The sequence below is a fragment of the Thalassobacillus devorans genome (genome assembly GCF_900176565.1).
Taxonomy (GTDB): domain Bacteria; phylum Bacillota; class Bacilli; order Bacillales; family Halobacillaceae; genus Thalassobacillus; species Thalassobacillus devorans_A.
Map to the genome: position 1 here is coordinate 361,511 of NZ_FXEH01000004.1, position 17,588 is coordinate 379,098.

Annotated in this window: 16 protein-coding genes; 11 read left to right on the forward strand and 5 right to left on the reverse strand. The window is 42.7% G+C overall.

Annotated features, from left to right (window positions below; translation table 11 throughout):
- The first annotated feature begins 46 nt into the window (after positions 1 to 46).
- The 10 genes from B9Y67_RS03725 to B9Y67_RS03770 all read left to right on the forward strand — a co-directional run bounded on the left by B9Y67_RS03725 (position 47) and on the right by B9Y67_RS03770 (position 11,171).
- Positions 47 to 1,648 carry an ATP-binding protein gene (locus B9Y67_RS03725; RefSeq protein ID WP_085505426.1) on the forward strand — a complete coding sequence of 534 codons (1,602 nt, stop codon included), beginning with the start codon at positions 47 to 49 and terminating at the stop codon, positions 1,646 to 1,648.
- The gene (locus B9Y67_RS03730) at positions 1,645 to 2,334 is read left to right on the forward strand and encodes a response regulator (protein WP_085505427.1); all 690 of its coding nucleotides are present in this window, start codon (positions 1,645 to 1,647) and stop codon (positions 2,332 to 2,334) included. The genes B9Y67_RS03725 and B9Y67_RS03730 overlap by 4 nt, the downstream gene beginning before the upstream one ends.
- A gap of 167 nt (positions 2,335 to 2,501) precedes the next feature.
- Positions 2,502 to 3,500, forward strand: coding sequence for a TAXI family TRAP transporter solute-binding subunit (locus B9Y67_RS03735; protein WP_085505428.1), 999 nt, complete (start codon positions 2,502 to 2,504; stop codon positions 3,498 to 3,500).
- 42 nt (positions 3,501 to 3,542) lie between these two features.
- Positions 3,543 to 4,031, forward strand: coding sequence for a DUF1850 domain-containing protein (locus B9Y67_RS03740; protein ID WP_085505429.1), 489 nt, complete (start codon positions 3,543 to 3,545; stop codon positions 4,029 to 4,031).
- A gap of 4 nt (positions 4,032 to 4,035) precedes the next feature.
- On the forward strand, positions 4,036 to 6,207 hold the full coding sequence (locus B9Y67_RS03745) for a TRAP transporter permease (RefSeq protein ID WP_085505430.1): 2,172 nt from the start codon (positions 4,036 to 4,038) through the stop codon (positions 6,205 to 6,207).
- A gap of 11 nt (positions 6,208 to 6,218) precedes the next feature.
- Complete coding sequence (locus tag B9Y67_RS03750) at positions 6,219 to 7,097, forward strand: fumarylacetoacetate hydrolase family protein (protein WP_085505431.1); 879 nt, start codon at positions 6,219 to 6,221, stop codon at positions 7,095 to 7,097.
- A gap of 15 nt (positions 7,098 to 7,112) precedes the next feature.
- On the forward strand, positions 7,113 to 7,904 hold the full coding sequence (locus tag B9Y67_RS03755) for an SDR family oxidoreductase (RefSeq protein WP_085505432.1): 792 nt from the start codon (positions 7,113 to 7,115) through the stop codon (positions 7,902 to 7,904).
- A gap of 192 nt (positions 7,905 to 8,096) precedes the next feature.
- On the forward strand, positions 8,097 to 9,221 hold the full coding sequence (locus B9Y67_RS03760) for an MMPL family transporter (RefSeq protein ID WP_085505433.1): 1,125 nt from the start codon (positions 8,097 to 8,099) through the stop codon (positions 9,219 to 9,221).
- Entirely contained in the window at positions 9,211 to 10,611 is a 1,401-nt protein-coding gene (locus B9Y67_RS03765) for an efflux RND transporter permease subunit (RefSeq protein ID WP_085505434.1), read from the forward strand. The genes B9Y67_RS03760 and B9Y67_RS03765 overlap by 11 nt, the downstream gene beginning before the upstream one ends.
- A complete protein-coding gene (locus tag B9Y67_RS03770; protein ID WP_254901692.1) occupies positions 10,608 to 11,171 on the forward strand; it encodes a TetR/AcrR family transcriptional regulator in 564 nt (187 codons plus the stop codon). Before B9Y67_RS03765 ends, B9Y67_RS03770 begins: the two co-directional genes overlap by 4 nt.
- Before the next feature lie 54 nt (positions 11,172 to 11,225).
- Here B9Y67_RS03770 and B9Y67_RS03775 read toward each other — a convergent pair whose 3' ends face one another.
- The 5 genes from B9Y67_RS03775 to ectA form a co-directional block, all read right to left on the reverse strand.
- A complete protein-coding gene (locus tag B9Y67_RS03775) occupies positions 11,226 to 12,056 on the reverse strand; it encodes an STAS domain-containing protein (protein ID WP_085505435.1) in 831 nt (276 codons plus the stop codon).
- 83 nt (positions 12,057 to 12,139) lie between these two features.
- Positions 12,140 to 13,372 carry a peptidase T gene (gene pepT / locus B9Y67_RS03780; RefSeq protein WP_085505436.1) on the reverse strand — a complete coding sequence of 411 codons (1,233 nt, stop codon included), beginning with the start codon at positions 13,370 to 13,372 and terminating at the stop codon, positions 12,140 to 12,142.
- A 126-nt stretch (positions 13,373 to 13,498) separates the two neighbouring features.
- The gene (locus B9Y67_RS03785; RefSeq protein ID WP_085505437.1) at positions 13,499 to 13,885 is read right to left on the reverse strand and encodes an ectoine synthase; all 387 of its coding nucleotides are present in this window, start codon (positions 13,883 to 13,885) and stop codon (positions 13,499 to 13,501) included.
- A 28-nt stretch (positions 13,886 to 13,913) separates the two neighbouring features.
- The gene (ectB, locus tag B9Y67_RS03790) at positions 13,914 to 15,191 is read right to left on the reverse strand and encodes a diaminobutyrate--2-oxoglutarate transaminase (RefSeq protein WP_085505438.1); all 1,278 of its coding nucleotides are present in this window, start codon (positions 15,189 to 15,191) and stop codon (positions 13,914 to 13,916) included.
- Between the two features lie 51 nt (positions 15,192 to 15,242).
- Positions 15,243 to 15,761, reverse strand: coding sequence for a diaminobutyrate acetyltransferase (gene ectA, locus B9Y67_RS03795; RefSeq protein ID WP_085505439.1), 519 nt, complete (start codon positions 15,759 to 15,761; stop codon positions 15,243 to 15,245).
- A gap of 436 nt (positions 15,762 to 16,197) precedes the next feature.
- Here ectA and B9Y67_RS03800 point away from each other — a divergent pair, with 436 nt between their 5' ends.
- Positions 16,198 to 17,538, forward strand: coding sequence for an MATE family efflux transporter (locus B9Y67_RS03800; RefSeq protein WP_085505440.1), 1,341 nt, complete (start codon positions 16,198 to 16,200; stop codon positions 17,536 to 17,538).
- Positions 17,539 to 17,588: the final 50 nt, after the last annotated feature.

A 17,588-nucleotide genomic window follows, 5' to 3' on the forward strand; every position in this document is an offset into this window, starting at 1 on the left:
AATAAATGGTACACTAGGTATAGCCTGATGGGAAGGAAGATTCCTCATGACACTCAAGCATATGCCGATCCGCTGGAAAATCACAATCCTGTCATTTGGGGTCGTTCTTTTTTCGATTCTGATCGGTGGGATTATTGTAATTGGAAATACGATTGAATCGAAAGAAGATGCGTTGGGAGAACACGCCATGATTACCGGGCGTACGGTAGCTAACCTTCCTGATATCAAAGAATATTTGACAGAACCAGCCGGCTGGACAAAAATAAATCCCATTGTAGAACGGATTCGAACTGTCAACGATGCGGACTATATTGTTATTTTGAATATGAACCGGATTCGCTATTCCCACCCTGTTGCTGATCAGCTAGGTACTGTTTCATCCGGTAAAGATGAAGGTCCTGCCTTTGCGGAACACAGCTATACCGCTAAAGCGCAAGGGGAGATGGGGACGGCTATCCGTGCGTTCGTTCCCATTATGAGTGAGGACCATGAACAGATTGGTGTAGCAATTGTAGGCAATATCCTTCCCTCTGTAGGTGAAATATTAAACGATATAAAAAAAGAAATTCTATTTGTTCTTTTTTTAACTGCCTTATTCGGGGTCATCGGTTCCTGGCTGCTTGCCCGGCATTTGAAAGACCAGACATTTCGACTGGAGCCCTATGAAATTGTACAGCTATTAGTGGAAAGAACAGCAACTTTCCAGGCAATGAATGAAGGGATAGTTGCGATTGATAAGGACGGAAGCATATCGATTCTGAATGATAAAGCGAAACAAATTCTTGATATAAAAGGAGACTGGATTGGCGAGCCTATTCAATCTGTTGTCCGTGAGACTAAATTATTAAAAGTATTACAGGAAGGGGCTCCTGTTTATCATGAAGAAATGCGAGTCGGGGACAAGTTGATTATGAGTACCCGCGTACCTATCCGTGTGGAGAATGAAATCGTAGGTGCTGTCGCAGTTTTCCAGGACCGGACAGAAGCAACGAAGCTTGCTGAAGAATTAACGGGTGTAAAAGCCTTTGTCGATGCATTACGGGTACAAAACCATGAACATTTAAATAAGCTTCACACGATTGCAGGTCTGATTCAGCTGGACAAAAAGGAGCAGGCGCTGGAATTTGTATTTGACGCTAGTGAAAAACAAGAAGAATTATCCCGGTTTTTGATTACGAATATGAAAGATTACAGTATTTCCGGACTTCTGCTCAGTAAGGTGAGTCGTGGGAAAGAAATAGGGATAGAGGTTTCCATTGATGAAACCAGTGAATTAAAAAGCTATCCCCCGTTACTGGACAAACATGATTTTGTGCTGATTTTAGGAAACTTAATTGAAAATGCCTTTCACTCTTTCCATGGTATCAAACGGGATCAGAAATGGGTGGATATCTCCATCAAACAGGATGATACCATTTGTTCCATAGCAGTAGAGGATAATGGAAAAGGAATTCCAAAAGAGAAAATGAATCATATTTTTGAGAAAGGCTACACCACGAAAGGGGAAGGTGGCTCAGGCTATGGTTTGTATCTCGTCCATAAAACAGTGGAAAAAGGCCAGGGAGAAATAGAAGTCATTTCTCAACCAGGAGAAGGGACGAGCGTTTTGCTGACATTTCCGATGAACTTGAAGGAGGAGAAAGCATGACATCACCATTAATAAAAGTTTTGTTGATTGAAGATGATCCGATGGTTCAGGAAGTAAACAGGCAGTTCATCGAACGCGTCCCTGGATTTCAAGTGGAAGCAATTGCTTCTGACGGAGAAGAGGGAATGGAGCTCACCAGGAAAATTAAACCTGACTTGATTGTGTTAGATATTTATATGCCTGAAAAAGATGGGATGGAAACACTGGAACAGCTTCGAGGGGACCAACTGGATATAGATGTCATTGTAATTACAGCTGCCAACGATAAAGGAACGATTAAAAAGATGCTGCAGCGAGGCGCGACGGACTATATTGTCAAACCATTCAAGTTCAAGCGCCTGGAGCAGGCGCTGACTCGCTACCGGGACCTGCATCAACGTTTTTCCGGTGAGGGAGAGCTGGCCCAGAAGCAAATAGATGATGTAATCACCGGTGCCAAACAGTCACCATCGTCGTCAAAAGAACTTCCGAAAGGTTTGAATGAACAGACGCTGGAGCAGATAATTCTTTTCTTAAGGGAGCAGAAGGAAGCCCTTTCTGCAGAACAAGTTGCAGATGGGATTGGCATTGCCCGTGTAACAGCTAGAAGGTACCTGGATTATTTGAAGAATATCGGGGAGGTCGTCCTGGATATTCAGTATGGCGGCGTTGGACGCCCTGTAAATCGATATAAAATTAATCCTTAAACAGGCTTATCTCATTTGAAATGAGGTGGGCTTTTTTAATATCATTTTTTAAAACATTAATATTGTGACCAAAATGACCAAAATGTCCAATATGGTCATAATATTCAAAAAATAACATGTAAGCGGTAACATGTAATTAGTTTATATTTCGAAATGGGGGTTTTTATATGATAAAGCGATTATCATTTATTTTTACGTTAGCCATTGTCATGCTGCTTGCTGCTTGCGGTGGTAATGATGAAGCAGGTGGTTCTGAAGGAGGATCCGGTGGTTCTGGTGACCAATCGATTGTATTTGGTACAGGTGGTACATCTGGAACCTATTATCCGATCGGCGGGGCATTGAAGCCTATTTTTGAAGAGAGTGATCAAATTGGCAATGTTACGGTGGAGTCCACTGGTGCTTCTGTCGCTAATATTCAGAACATTCAGGATGGATTGAACCAGATGGCAATTATCATGAGTGATGTAGGCTATGATGCGATCGAAGGTACTGGGCAATTCGATGGTGGCTCTGTTGATGTACAAGCAATGGCTGGTATGTATCAGAATGTTGTCCAAGTAGTTGCTTTGAAAGATAGCGGGATTGAATCCATCGAAGATTTAGAAGGTAAAAAAGTCGGTGTTGGTAAGGTGGGTTCCGGAGTAGAACAAAGTGCGAAGAAAGTATTAGAGTCTGTGGAACTGACTTACGACGATTTATCTAAAGTGACGCATACCGGCTACGCTGACAGTGTACAGGAAATGAAAAACGGAAATCTGGATGCGGCATTCTTTACATCCGGAGTACCAAACAGTAATATCACTGATTTGATGCAGCAGACGGACATTAACTTTGTAGAAATCAAAGGGGATACAGCTGAAAAACTGATGGAGAAATATCCATTCTATAAAGAATATACGATTGAAGCAGGCAACGAAGCTCAATATGAGTTAGAGAATAAAGTAGAGACAGTAGGTATTCAAAACATGATTATCGTTTCTCCTGATTTAAGCGAAGATGTCGTCTATGACATGACAAAACGATATTACGAATATCTGGGAACAGATGAAGTTGCAGTCGGAGCACTTAAGCAATTAGACCGTGATGAAATTGCTAAAGACTTAATTGCACCTCTCCATCCGGGAGCAGAGAAATTTTATGAAGAACAAGGAATTCTGGAGTAAGCAAAAAGGGCATCGATTTGGTGCCCTTTTTAAAATAGGCACATGAAACGAATCATTCTTTTTCTTGCTGCTTGCATTATCCTCCTGCTTCCGGTGATGGTGTTCTACACGATTCCTGTACTTAAAGTTTCTGGAGAGGATGAGATGGAAAAGGTGCTATATCTTCAGCAGGAGAATGACTTTTCGATTCGGTGGACACATTCTGTTGAAAATGAGGAATGGGAAGAGTTCTTTAAAGTGGAAGAAGGTCAAATTGTCCTTGACTCGACAAGGTTCAAAACATTTGGGGCCGGGGTGCCAAGTGATACTGGTGAGGATACATTTATTAAAGACGGCTGGGTTTACATGACAGACATTCATCAGCCGATTGGCATGGAAATGGTGACGAGAACAGGAAAAACAACGGATCATCGTGTCATACGTGGAGACGAGGTCTGGCAGATGAGAGCTTCTCACTCCTATCGTTTCACAGTGGAAGAAGCAAATTTGCTCCATGCCATCGGTTATTATATAGCTACTAGAATGAGGTGAGCGTATGGGGAAGAAACAGAAAAAATCAGCAGAAGATTATGACCGCGAAAGTACAGTAAGGACAGGTATCACAAAGCCGATAGCACTCGTAATTTCTATTTTGGCAATTTCCTTATCACTGTTCCATTTATATACCTCCTATGCTGGATCGCTTGTTGATATCAAGCAGCGGAGTATTCACTTATACACATTGATGACACTTGGTTTCTTACTATATCCATTTGTTCGCAGAAAAGGAAAACCGGCCAAATCGGTTCCTTTCTATGATTATTTCACTGCTGCACTGTCACTCGGTGTCGGTATTTATATGTTTTTTACTGCAGAACGTATTATAGAATCGGGTGGACGTATCAATGATACGGATTTCTATATTGGATTGCTTATCCTATTTTTATTATTCGATATTACGCGCAGGGTAACAGGGTGGGGCCTGTCTTTATTAGCGCTCGGTTTCCTCATTTATGGGTTCTATGTAAAACTCTCGATTTATCCAGAATTGACATCCCCTGTCGTTTTAAGTGTATCGAAGCAAATCATCGGACAACTCGTTTTTATTACGGAAGGGGTTCTTGGTACAGCGATTGGTGTATCAGCCAGTTACATCATCTTATTTATACTATTCGGGGCATTTTTAGGACGATCCGGAATGGGTCAGTTGTTCAATGATCTCGCCTTAGCTGTTGCGGGACATACCAAAGGTGGTCCGGCAAAAGTCGCTGTCATCTCCAGTGGGTTTCTTGGTTCGATCAATGGTTCCGCAATCGCAAACGTAGTAACAACGGGTGCGTTTACAATTCCGTTGATGAAGAAGATTGGTTATAAAAAGAATTTCGCTGGTGCCGTGGAATCGGCAGCTAGTGTCGGTGGACAGATTCTCCCGCCAATCATGGGAGCAGCCGCCTTTATCATGGCGGAAAACCTGAACGTAGCTTATACCAAAATCATTCTGGCTGGTATCATTCCGGCACTGCTATTCTATGTCGGAATATTACTGCAAGTCCATTTCCGAGCTTCAAAGCGCGGGCTGCAGGGGATGCCAAAAAGTGAACTGCCAAGGTTGAAAGCAGTCATTGCCAAACGCGGGCATTTAATCATACCGATGATGATTTTGTTGTACCTGTTGTTTTCAGGAAAGACACCATTTTATGCGGCTTTCTGGTCCATCATCGCAACCGTGGTGATTGCCGGTTCGAAGCAGATGGTACCAATTATAACTGGTATTTCCTTGTTCCTGATTTTTCAGCCGCAGCTGTCTGCCCTTTTCAGTGGCGGAGCTATGCCGAAGGTGCGCAGTGATTGGTGGGAATTACTCTTGATTATTGGTATTCCTTTGGCTATCAATCTATGGAGAAAATGGCTGAAGCTTGAAGCTGATGAAGTAGGTGTGAAAGACACGCTTAAAGCTTTGGAAGATGGAGCAAGAACCACGGTCCCTGTTGCGATTGCCTGTGGGGCTGTCGGTATTGTTGTAGGTATTGCCTCTTTGACAGGGGTGGCGTTGGAAATTGCCAACAGCATCGTCAATATCGGTAGTGCTGTGAACAGTCCATTAATCCAGCTGATCATCACCTTGTTCCTGACAATGATCACTTCTATTATTCTTGGAATGGGTCTGCCTAGTATTCCAACGTATATCATTACCAGTACGATGGCAGCACCAATCCTGTTACAGCTTCCGTTGTACAGGGAACTTGCAGGGTCTACGGAAACTGCTACATTCGTTGCTCATATGTTTGTGTTCTATTTTGGTATTTTTGCTAATATTACACCGCCTGTCGCGCTGGCCGCATTCGCAGGGGCCGGGATAGCAGGAGGAAATCCGAATCAGACTGGATTCCAGGCGATGAAACTTGCGATTGCCGGGTTCATCGTACCATTCATGTTCGTGTTCTCGCATGAAATGCTAATGATCGATGCTAACTTTATGAATATTATTGTCATCACCATCACATCGTTAATCGGAGTATTCTTATTATCGATCATGACGGAAGGTTACTTTATGGAAGAGGTACCGGGTTGGCTCAGGGCGGTATCCGGTGCAGCTGCACTGCTATTGATTTACCCTGGCATCTGGACAGATTTGATTGGTTTAATCGTATTCTCATACGTACTATTTACCAATTTTAAAAACACACCAAATCTGCCATCGAACCAGACGGCAGAAGCAGGCAAATAGGGGGGAAGGTTATGCGATTAGCAACAATCAATCATGGCGGCATAGAAGTCGCTGCTATTGTGGATGGTGAGCGTCTGCTCACTATCCAATCTCTCAATGATGTGCTGGGTACAGATTGGCCTATAGGTCTATTTGATTTGATTGAGGAAGGAAAACTATTGTCCTTAATAGATTGGTGGAAGGATAAAAGTGCAGATGAACTCGAGAAAATCAGCCCTCATTATCTGGCAAGTGATGAGGCTGTCTATCGACCACTTTATCGGTATCCGAGAAAAATTTGGGGAATAGGGCTTAACTACGTCGATCATGCTTCTGACCTGAAGGAAATAGCTCCAAGTTCAGAGCCGGCAAGCTTTATGAAACCAGCAACCACAATTATCGGTCACAACGATACCATCCAGTTACCTTTACAGTCAGAGCGTACAACAGCGGAAGCAGAATTAGGAGTGATCATCAGGAAGGAATGTAAAAATATTTCCGAGTCAGAAGCGGAAGAGGTTATTGCCGGTTATACGACCATCATTGATATGACCGCAGAGGACATTCTCCAGCGTAATCCCCGTTATTTGACGCGCTCGAAAAGTTTCGATACTTTTTTCAGTTTCGGCCCAGAATTTGTTACTACGGATGAAGTGGACGATTTGTTTGATTTAGAAGTAGCAACAATCATTAATGGCGAATGCCATCGAAAAAACTTCGTAAGCAATATGACTTTTAATCCTTATTATCTCGTGGCTTTTCATTCCCAAGTGATGACACTACAGCCAGGTGACATCATTTCCACAGGGACTCCTGGAGCGGTGGTTATCCGCGATGGAGATGTGATTGAATGCGAGATTGATGGATTCTGCAAACTAAAAAATAATGTAGTAGACTTGAAGAAACGATAGGAAAGGGTGTAGGATTTGGACTTTCAATTACAAGGAAAATCAGTGATTGTGACTGCTTCAAGTAAAGGCTTGGGTAAAGCGACAGCACTGGAGTTCGCAAAAGAAGGAGCCCATGTATTAATTTCCAGCAGGAATGAAGAAGAACTACAGGCCGCTAAAAAAGAGATTCAGGAAGTTAGTGGGAATAGCCATGTAGATTATGGTGTCTGTGATGTCACTGATGCATCTCAAATTAAACAACTGATTCAAAAAGCGGTGGATTGGAACGGGACTGTAGATGTGTTGGTCAACAATGCCGGTGGCCCGCCAGCAGGCACCTTTGATAAGTTTACGGATGAAGACTGGCAGGGGGCATTTGAGTTAAACCTGCTGAGCTTTGTCCGGACCGTACGTGAAGTACTTCCTTCAATGCGGGAGCAGCAAAGCGGAAGAATCGTCAATATCGCTTCGTCTTCGATCAAACAGACATTGGATAACCTGATTTTGTCCAATACATTTCGTGCCGGCATCGTTGGTCTATCGAAATCACTATCCCAGGAGCTGGCTGGTGATAATATCTTAATCAATACGGTAGGTCCAGGGAGAATTGCAACCGATAGAGTTGCCCAGTTGGATGAAAAAAGAGCAGAAAAGCTGGGAGTTACAGCTGAGGAAGTGAAGCAGCAAACGGAACAGTCGATCCCGATCGGCCGCTATGGGGAACCGGAGGAATTCGCAAGAGCAATCGTATTTCTGGCTTCCGGAGCGAATACTTATTTGACTGGGCAGTCACTTGTAGTCGATGGCGGACTGGTAAAAGCACTTTAAAAGAATCACCCCTATTAACCTTGTCAAATCCAGCCACCCATAAGGGAGGCTGGGTTTTCGGGTTTACAAAACGAATTTTATAATATAAAATGAATGTTAGTAATTACTAACACAAAATTGCCGGGGTTTGATTTCCGGCATATTTTTATAAAATATATGTAAGTTACCGCTAACATTCAAAGGGGTGGGGAAATGAAAGTATTTAATTTTTTAACCAGGGTATTGGCGCGACATCCGATGCGGGTCATCTTCATAGCATTACTAATAATCGTACTAATGGCAGCAGGGGCAAGAAATGTCCATATGGCAACTGGTAATGAAACATTGGTCCAAACAGACACTGAAGTTTATCAGGATAATCAAAAGCTGGAAGAAGAATTTGGTGGAGAATCCATCACTGTACTTTATGAAGGGGAAGATTTGCTTACTCCTGAAAATTTACAGCATATGAAAGGGCTTGAAGATCAGCTGGAGGATAATAATGCTGTGTTCAGTGTATTCAGTCCGGTTACTTTAGTGGAGCAGATAGCAGAGAAACAGCAGGAGAAATCCATGGAAGGAATAGGGGAAATCAACGAAGGATTAAAGGAAATGGGGAGACAGCTGAAGGAGTCCGGTGAACATATGGAGGCGGGGTCAGACCAGCAAACCAAACAATTGGAAGGTTTCCAAACCCAACAGGAACAGCAGAAGAAAGAGATGGACAAACTGGGTGAGCATCTCCTTTCTATCAGTGACAATGTTGAAACGGTGACCGCTTATTCCGACACAATGAAGTCAGGTCTGCCGGAAAAACAGGCAACGCTGGACCATTTGATTTATGATGACGACCACCAGCTTAGGACCTCATTTGAGGAAGTGGTGCTTGATAACAAATATATGTTGATGATCATCAAGTTCGAAGGCAATGTCGAAGATTCGGTGAAAAGCAATACGATAGCGACGATAAATTCCTATATGAAAGAAAACCCGAACGATCAGGTGGAGACAATGGTGTCTGGAAAACCGGTCTTGGATGATTCCATCCGGACGTCAATGAAAGAGAGTATGCAGAAAATGATGATGTTGTCTGTGGCATTTATGATCATTGTCCTTTCCATCATCTTTAAAGTAAGTTGGCGCTTACTATCATTAGTTGTAATTATGGTAGCCGTTATCGGAACTGTCGGTCTGATGGGATGGCTTAATATCCCAATTACAATGGTTTCCATGGCTGTGTTCCCGATCTTGATCGGATTAGGTATTGACTATGCCATCCAGTTTCACAGTCGATACACCGAAGAATTGAATGAAGGAGAGGATTCTCATGAGCAATAAATCATTTACGAACCAGTCAGAAGAAAGCTTGCATCGGACTGTTACAAAAATGGTTCCGGCAGTAATGACCGCTTTGATTGCAACAGCGTTAGGTTTTATTTCCTTGTATACCTCGCCTGTCCCTATGATTCAGGATTTCGGTAAAATGCTGACAGTCGGGATGATTGTAAGTTTCTTTGTCGGATTATTCTTGTTGATCCCTATCCTGTTCACCCGTGATTATTTTTTCGGAAGCAAGAAAACGAAAACTGTCAGGAGAAAAGGGGCGGGAAAAGGAGATCGTTTCCTTGATAAATTCACGAAACAATTGATCAAGCTAAGGTGGCTAATCATTCTGCTGGCCATCTTGACCGCAGCCTTGGGGATATGGGTGGATACAGATGCCGGGGTTGAAACTGACGTGGAAAGCTTCATGCCCCAGGATGATCAGGCGCTTGCAGATATCCATAAGATCAGAGATGTCATCGGTACAACCGACCAGGTGTCCATTGTCTATAAAGGTGAAGATGTAATCAACAAGGATGTCATGACTTGGGTGGATAGTGTTAGTGAGTCACTGGATGATGATTTTTCAGAAGTGGTAGATGCTAAATCAATCACGACCGCTATCAAGCAGATGAATGATGGTGAGCTTCCGGAAGATGGGGACTGGGCATCCCAGCTGGAAGATATGCCGGCGGATCAGTCCAAACTGTTGATCAATGAAGAACATACACAGGGTGTAATAAACGTCGGTATCAAGCATCTGGAGTCTGAACCTCTGCAAGAATTTCTGAAGGATATGGAAACATATCTGGAGGAAAATGAGGCTGCTGAAGTAGAAACTACAATAACAGGAAAATCCGTGTTAGATGTAGAAATGATTTCTGCCTTAACATCAGGAAGGTATCAAATGACCCTGCTTGGAATGGGACTAGTCTTCTTGGGCTTGTTGATCCTTTACCGTCACCCAGTCAAAGCATTCATCCCTCTTGTACCGATCATCCTGATTATCGGATGGTCAGGGGGAGCGATGTACTTTTTAGGTATTGATTATACTCCGTTGACTGCGACCCTGGGCGCGCTAATCATTGGTATTGGGACAGAGTTTACGGTTCTCATCATGGAACGATATTATGAAGAACGAGAAAAAGGGAACAGTGCTGAAGTGGCAGTCCGGATTTCCAACCAGAAAATCGGAAAAGCTATTTTTACGTCCGCGTTGACGACAATTGGCGGCTTTAGCGCCCTTCTGATATCTGACTTTGTCATCTTGAGTAATTTCGGGTTGATGACATTGATCAATATCTCATTGGCATTATTCAGCACGGTGGTCGTTATGCCTGTTGTCTTGATTATTTTGGATCGTTTTGTGAAAATAAAAGCTAGGAAGGAAGTACAAGTGGGGTGAATAGCTTGAAAGATAAGACAGATCAAATTTTGAAGGCGGCAGTAGCTGTTTTTATTAAAAAGGGACTACAGGCTACAACACAAGAAATAGCAAAAGAAGCAGATGTAGCAGAAGTGACGCTGTACCGTAAGTTTGCAACAAAGCAGAACCTATTTATCAGTGTCATCAAACATGTCCTTGAAAACCAATTTAATTCCAAGGTTATGAAATTAGCGGATGAGGCAGATACAGAATATTTCTTCAGAAAGATTATTGAAAACAGGCTGGAAGTGCTTTCGAAAAACACCCCACTGGTAAAGATGTTGATATCGGAAAGCCTTATGGGGAACCTTACAGAAGAGATTGACCTGCCGAAGCTGATATTTACAAGTTTGAAAAATGGACTAGATCATCACTTCGCAGGTGATAATGTGGACACGGAATTATGCGCACGTCAATTAGGCGGGATTTTCTTAAGCCATATTGTGCTGCCTAATGAACAGCCGTTTCACCATCTTGATGAGGGAGATAAGGAGATTGTTATTGATAAATACACAAGGTCTGTAATGGCCCTTCTGTAACATAAAAAAGCCATGAAAAAGGTCAGCAGCTGATTAAACAACTGCTGACTTTTTTTATTTTTCTTCCATGGCATTTGCAAGGGAAGATTTGATCGTGACATCATCAAACGCAATACCAAGTTGAATGGCGGTTTGGGCGATTTCCGGACGCATGCCTGAAATCATTGGTTTGATGCCAAGGAGTTGTAAGGATTGAATTAAATTAGAAATCTGGTGAGCTACCAATGTGTCAATCGTTGCTACACCAGAGAGGTCAATATACAATTGACTAATCCCTATCCTGGAACAATTATGAAGGGTATTCTCCAGGATAACACCAGCGCGTTCACTATCAATCTCTCCAATCAGTGGGAGCAGCGCCCGCTTATCGTCCAAGGCAATGACGGGAGCACTCAATTGTTGAATGATATCCTCTTTTGCTTTCAGTAATTCTTTGGAATTTCTATTAGCACCTTCGACGAACATCAGGATAGCAGTATCGAACCCTGTGATGACCAATTCATTCCAGTTATCTATATCTTCTTGTGTTATGTCAAGTTCCGTTTCTTTTACAAACCTTTTTAAGTATTTGAGATAGAACATACGCACTCTCATAAATTCTCGAATGACGTAGTGACTGGGTGTGTTCAAGTGGTTTTGGTCGGCTGCAATTTCAGATGCCCATTCATCAAAGATTTCCGCCCACTCTTCTTCAGTTTTCACAAAGATTTGAGTGAAAAAATGATGGAAGTCATAATTCTGTTTTTTTAATTTCTCTACTACTTCTGGTGTCCGAATGGCATAGATGGAAGCTGGATCACTTTCTTCGATTGTGTTATACCACTCTTCCGTTATTACTTTTGCGTGCTCTAGAAAATATTCACGTAAAACTTCATTTTTTGACAATTTACACTCCCCCAAAAATGTTGGTCTTCCTACTACCCATTACCCGCAAAAAGGAAGGTTTACACATGCAATTGGACGGACATCTAAGCCTGTTGTTCAAAAAGATGAGATATTTCTACAATTACTTGTACAGCTTTTTCCATATTATTAACGGAAATGTATTCATATTTTCCATGAAAGTTTTCTCCACCAGTGAAAATATTCGGTGTTGGCAGGCCCATATAAGATAACTGGGAGCCATCGGTACCGCCGCGGATGGGCCGGACAAGCGGTTCAATATCTATATTTTTCATTGCTTGATAGGCGGTGTCGACGATTTCTTTAACAGGTTTGATTTTATCTCCCATATTGTAATATTGGTCTTCCATTTCTAAGATTATTCGTTCTTGCCCATACTTTTCCTTCATTTGATCCGTAATGGTGGCTATATTTTCTTTTTTTGTTCGGAATGTGTCTTTATCAAAATCCCGAATAATGTAAGTTAACTCTGTTTTTTCCACATCGCCATGCATGGAAATGAGATGGTAAAAGCCCTCATAACCTTCTGTGTACTCTGGTGCCTGCTCTGCTGGAAGGTGGGAGTGGAATTCCATTGCCAGTTTGCTCGAATGAACCATTTTACCTTTAGCGGTACCGGGATGGACACTGTTCCCTAAAAAAGTAATCCGGGCGCCAGCAGCATTGAAACTCTCATACTGAAGTTCCCCCAAAGGGCCGCCATCTACCGTATAGGCAAAGTCGGCGTGGAAGCGGTCAACATCAAATTTATGTGGCCCTCGTCCGATTTCTTCATCAGGGGTGAAAGCAACCCGGATATCTCCATGCTTTATTTCCGGATGCTCGATCAGATAGTTCATCGCTGTCATGGTTTCTGTGATTCCTGCTTTGTTATCTGCGCCAAGCAATGTCGTTCCATCTGTCGTGATAAGGGTATGTCCTTTATAACCGGTTAGCTCAGGGAAGTCTTCCGGTGATAGAACTACGCTATGTATGTCATTCAGTGTGATCGCATTACCGTCGTAATTTTCTACTACTTGTGGTTTGACGTTTTTACCAGTGAAGTCCGTGGCAGTATCAAGGTGAGCCAAAAATCCGATGGTCGGAACGTTTTTATCTGTGTTGGAAGGCAAAGTCGCCATCACATACCCGTGTTCGTCGATGGATACATCCTGCATACCGATTCCTTTCAATTCTTCTATCAGCATATTGGCGAGCGTCAGCTGTCCAGGGGTGGAAGGGCACTCTGGGTTGCTGGCATCAGACTGGGTGTCTATTTTGGCATAACGGATGAAGCGGTCAATCAAAGCATTTTTCATTAACAAAATCCTCCATTGCTTTTTCATCCATTATATAGCAAAAAAGTAATGAATAGCTAGTTGAATAGTAACTAGGGGGAAGGCAAAGAAAAAAGCCTCCAACCAAAGTTGGAAGCTTTTATACTATTAATCTTCTACTAGTGGGTAGACACCGTTTTCATCATGTGTTTCTTGGCCTGTGATCGGCGGGTTGAAGACGCATACCATACGCATATCCGTTTCGGCGCGCAGGTAATGTTCATCATGTTGATCCAGCACATAGATGGTATCCTTTTCGATTGGCCATACTTTTCCATCTTTTATGGTTTCAACTTCGCCTTTGCCTTCAATGCAGTAGACAGATTCTAAATGGTTTTGGTACCAGATATGTGTTTCTGTACCTGCTTTAATGACGGTATCATGAACAGAATAGCCCATGCCATCTTTTTTCAATACTAAACGTCTGCTTTCCCAAGTATCTGCTTTTACGTGATTTTCTGAATCGATTACGTCTTGTAGTTTGACTGTTTTCATGTCTGATTCCTCCTGGTTCGTTGGTAGATTAGTTAGTTACTGGTTCACTTACTAATGCCTTTACACTTTCCTCTATGATGTTAAAGCCTTTTTGAAGACCTTCATCATCGATATTTAGTGGTGGGAACAATTTGAATACTTCACTCTTCGGTCCGGAAGTTTCCATAATCAAACCACGCTCGAAAGCTTCCGCTGCAACTTCATCGGCAAGCCCTTCTTTTGCACATTCGATACCGACCATAAGACCACGACCGCAGAAGGTACCTTGCAGCTCTGGATATTTTTCAGTAAGTCCAACAAGGAAATCTTTTACTTTTTCGGATTTTTGCTGGATCCCTTTCTCGAATTGCTCATCTTTCCAATAATCCAAAGCGGCAGAAGCTGTGATGAATGCATGATTGAAGCCGCGGAATGTTCCATTATGCTCACCTGGAGCCCAGATATCAAGGTCTGGACGGAAGAGAGTGATTGCAAATGGAAGGCCGTAACCGCTCAATGATTTGGACAGACATACGATATCAGGTTTGATACCTGCTGGTTCAAAACTGAAGAAAGTACCAGTACGTCCGACACCTGCCTGCACATCATCAATGATTAACAGGATGTCCCACTTCTTACAGATTTCGTCGACTTTTTTCAGCCATTCCATACGTGCTGCATTGATGCCGCCTTCACCCTGGACAGTTTCAAGAATCATTGCGGCAGGTAAATCTACCCCACTTCCGTTGTCTTCCAGGAAACGTTCTAAATATTCAAGTGTATCCATACTTTCATCAACAAAATTGTCGTATGGCATGGTCACGGTATTATTCAATGGAATACCAGCACCTTTACGTTTCATTGCATTACCCGTAACAGATAGAGAGCCAATGGTCATGCCATGGAAGCCGTTTGTAAAGCTGATGACATCTGTACGGCCTGTAACCTTACGTGCAAGTTTCAGAGCACTTTCAACCGTGTTTGTACCTGTTGGTCCAGGGAACATGACTTTGTAATCCAAGTCTCGTGGTTTCAGAACGACATCATTGAATTTTGTCAGGAAGTTCGCTTTTTCTGTTGTGGCCATGTCCAGCGTATGGGTTGGACCATCGCTTTTGATATACTCTACAAGCTTATCTTGCATATGATCATCATTGTGCCCGTAATTCAATGCGCCAGCTCCGGAGAAGAAATCGATATATTCTTTTCCGTCTTCGTCCCACATTTTGTAGCCTTTCGCTTTAGAAAATACAGTAGGGAAGCCGCGGCAGTAACTGCGTACCTCAGATTCATATTTTTCAAAGATGTTCATATCAGTTTTACTCATTGTTTTCCTCCTTGTTTAATCATCGGATTACTTGGTATTTATTTTCAAAGTTTACCGTTTAAATGGTCCAATTCGGAAATTCAATTCTTCTTCGTGTTCATCGCCAGGGAACATTTCTTCTGTGAAACGTTCGGTGACCTTGCACTCGGTATCATGATCACGAGCTAATCTTCGGAATAAGGATTGAGATGCTTCATTCGATGGGGTGACTGTCGCTTCCAGGTAATGGACATCCTGGCATGCTTCCCGTGCTACAAGTTCATTGAGAAGTTTGGATGCGACTCCTTTCCCTCGTTGGGAAGAATCTACTCCAATCTGCCAGACAAACACCACATCAGGATGTTCAGGGGGGATAAACGCGGTTACAAATCCAACTAATTTATCATCTTCTTTTGCTACTACACAAGTATCAGAAAAAAACTCACTCATCATGAGATATTTGTAAGCTGAATTTTGATCTAAAGAGGAATTATCGACTAATTCCCACATTGCTTTTCCATCATCCAAGTTTGGTTCGCTAAATGTTAATGTTGCGGTTGATACTGCTCGTTCTTTTGTCGTTTGAGTGATGGTGGATTCTCCTTTCCATTTTTAATAAGGTGTGACCTTACATACTTGATAATATTAAATCGCTCCCGTTTTTTTATCAAACTAGCTTAATCTTGCTGAATAAGGTTTATTATCGCTGAGTTATACTGAGTGGTGCTTAATGGGGGATTCTTTAAATAATGCTTAGGAATTCTGTAATTTTCTAAAAGTTTCAAAAAAATCGAATCTTAAACCCTTGATATGAAAGGGTTTTACTGTTTGGGGGATTTTTCCGTTTTATTTAATGATTTGCCCGCAATCGACCTCCTTATCGGCTTGTGTGGGGTTCCTTTTTTATATACTTGGTCCTCATGAACACCGTCATAGCAGCGTTCAACCTTTAAATACCCATATGGAAAGATTATAAACAGCAATTATTCTGGCAGGATGATAAAGTAGAGGAGAAAGGAAGTCGGTTATGGGGAATCAACATAATTTTACAAGCGGAAATATAGGAAAACAGCTCGTCAGCTTCTCAGGTCCAATTATGCTGACCAACTTGCTTCAGGTATCGTACCAGTTCATCGACAGCATGTGGGTTGGAAATCTCCTCGGGGGAAATGCACTGGGTGCTGTGGCTGTAGCGAGTACGGTCCTATTTACGCTTTTGTCATTCATCATCGGCCTTAACAATGCGACACTGACTGTTTTATCGCAACAGAAAGGGAAAGACGATCAGCAAGGTCTGAAGCGCTACTTGAATGCGTTTGTTGTCGTTTTGCTATTTTTAGCTGCTGGACTGGGCCTCCTTGGTTTCCTGTTGGCCGAAAGAGTCCTGTTGATGTTGGGAACACCGGATGCGATGATGCCGGGAGCGAAAGCATATTTACAGATCAACTCCATCGGTATTCTTTTTTTAATGGGGTATAACTTCATCGGAACGGTTATGCGTGCACTTGGGGACAGCAAAACCCCGCTCCGTTTCGTGGTGGCTGCTGTTCTTTTGAATGCCGTACTCGATCCATTATTCATTTACGTTTTCAGCCTGGGTATTGACGGAGCTGCATATGCCACGGTTGTTGCGCAAGGAGCCTCTTTCCTCTATGGGATGTATATCGTTCTGAAAAAGAATCTTGCTCCATTTTCTATCCCTTCCATTCCGAGTAAACAGGAAGTGGGGGTAATACTGCACTTAGGGATCCCTTCAGGACTGCAGATGGCTGTCATTTCTGCCGGGGTAGCTGCCATCATGAGTGTTGTCACTGCATTCGGAGAGGATGTAGTAGCCGGATTCAGTGCCGCACAGCGCCTGGATAGTGTTTTGATGCTGCCACCTATGGCACTGGCAACCGCTGTGAACAGTATGGCAGGTCAAAATATTGGCATGGAAAATTGGGATCGCGTCCATAAGATCGCTCGTTATGGCTTGATTTATACGATAACAATCATGCTGGTGGTTGCGTTGCTGTTAGTGTTGTTTGGGGAATATGGAATTAAATTGTTCGTGCAGGAAGAAGCCCCAGTAGCTTTTGGTGGTGAATATCTTCGAATAGTAGCCTTCTTTTATCCATTTTTAGGCATCAACTTTATCTTGAATGGAATCGTCCGGGCTTCAGGTGCTATGTATCAGGTACTTGTGTTGAATATCATCTCTTTCTGGGTACTCCGGTATCCGTTGACCGCCTTATTTTCCAGGCTGTTAGGAGATTCAGGAATTGCGGTTGGTATGGGGGTAAGTTTTGTCATCAGCAGTGTGGTGGCATCACTTTATTACAAATATGGGAAATGGAGTACGAAACAACTGTTTGAGAAAGAATAGCACATTTGAAAATGTCCTGGAACCCTTGCTGTTAAAGGGGTTTCAGGATT

Bases quoted from the DNA above. Each gene is read 5' to 3' on its own strand.
- B9Y67_RS03725 (WP_085505426.1), top strand. From the start codon at position 47: ATGACACTCAAGCATATGCCGATCCGCTGGAAAATCACAATCCTGTCA.
- B9Y67_RS03730 (WP_085505427.1), top strand. From the start codon at position 1,645: ATGACATCACCATTAATAAAAGTTTTGTTGATTGAAGATGATCCGATG.
- B9Y67_RS03735 (WP_085505428.1), top strand. From the start codon at position 2,502: ATGATAAAGCGATTATCATTTATTTTTACGTTAGCCATTGTCATGCTG.
- B9Y67_RS03740 (WP_085505429.1), top strand. From the start codon at position 3,543: ATGAAACGAATCATTCTTTTTCTTGCTGCTTGCATTATCCTCCTGCTT.
- B9Y67_RS03745 (WP_085505430.1), top strand. From the start codon at position 4,036: ATGGGGAAGAAACAGAAAAAATCAGCAGAAGATTATGACCGCGAAAGT.
- B9Y67_RS03750 (WP_085505431.1), top strand. From the start codon at position 6,219: ATGCGATTAGCAACAATCAATCATGGCGGCATAGAAGTCGCTGCTATT.
- B9Y67_RS03760 (WP_085505433.1), top strand. From the start codon at position 8,097: ATGAAAGTATTTAATTTTTTAACCAGGGTATTGGCGCGACATCCGATG.
- B9Y67_RS03765 (WP_085505434.1), top strand. From the start codon at position 9,211: ATGAGCAATAAATCATTTACGAACCAGTCAGAAGAAAGCTTGCATCGG.
- pepT (WP_085505436.1), bottom strand. From the start codon at position 13,372: ATGAAAAATGCTTTGATTGACCGCTTCATCCGTTATGCCAAAATAGAC.
- B9Y67_RS03785 (WP_085505437.1), bottom strand. From the start codon at position 13,885: ATGAAAACAGTCAAACTACAAGACGTAATCGATTCAGAAAATCACGTA.
- ectB (WP_085505438.1), bottom strand. From the start codon at position 15,191: ATGAGTAAAACTGATATGAACATCTTTGAAAAATATGAATCTGAGGTA.
- B9Y67_RS03800 (WP_085505440.1), top strand. From the start codon at position 16,198: ATGGGGAATCAACATAATTTTACAAGCGGAAATATAGGAAAACAGCTC.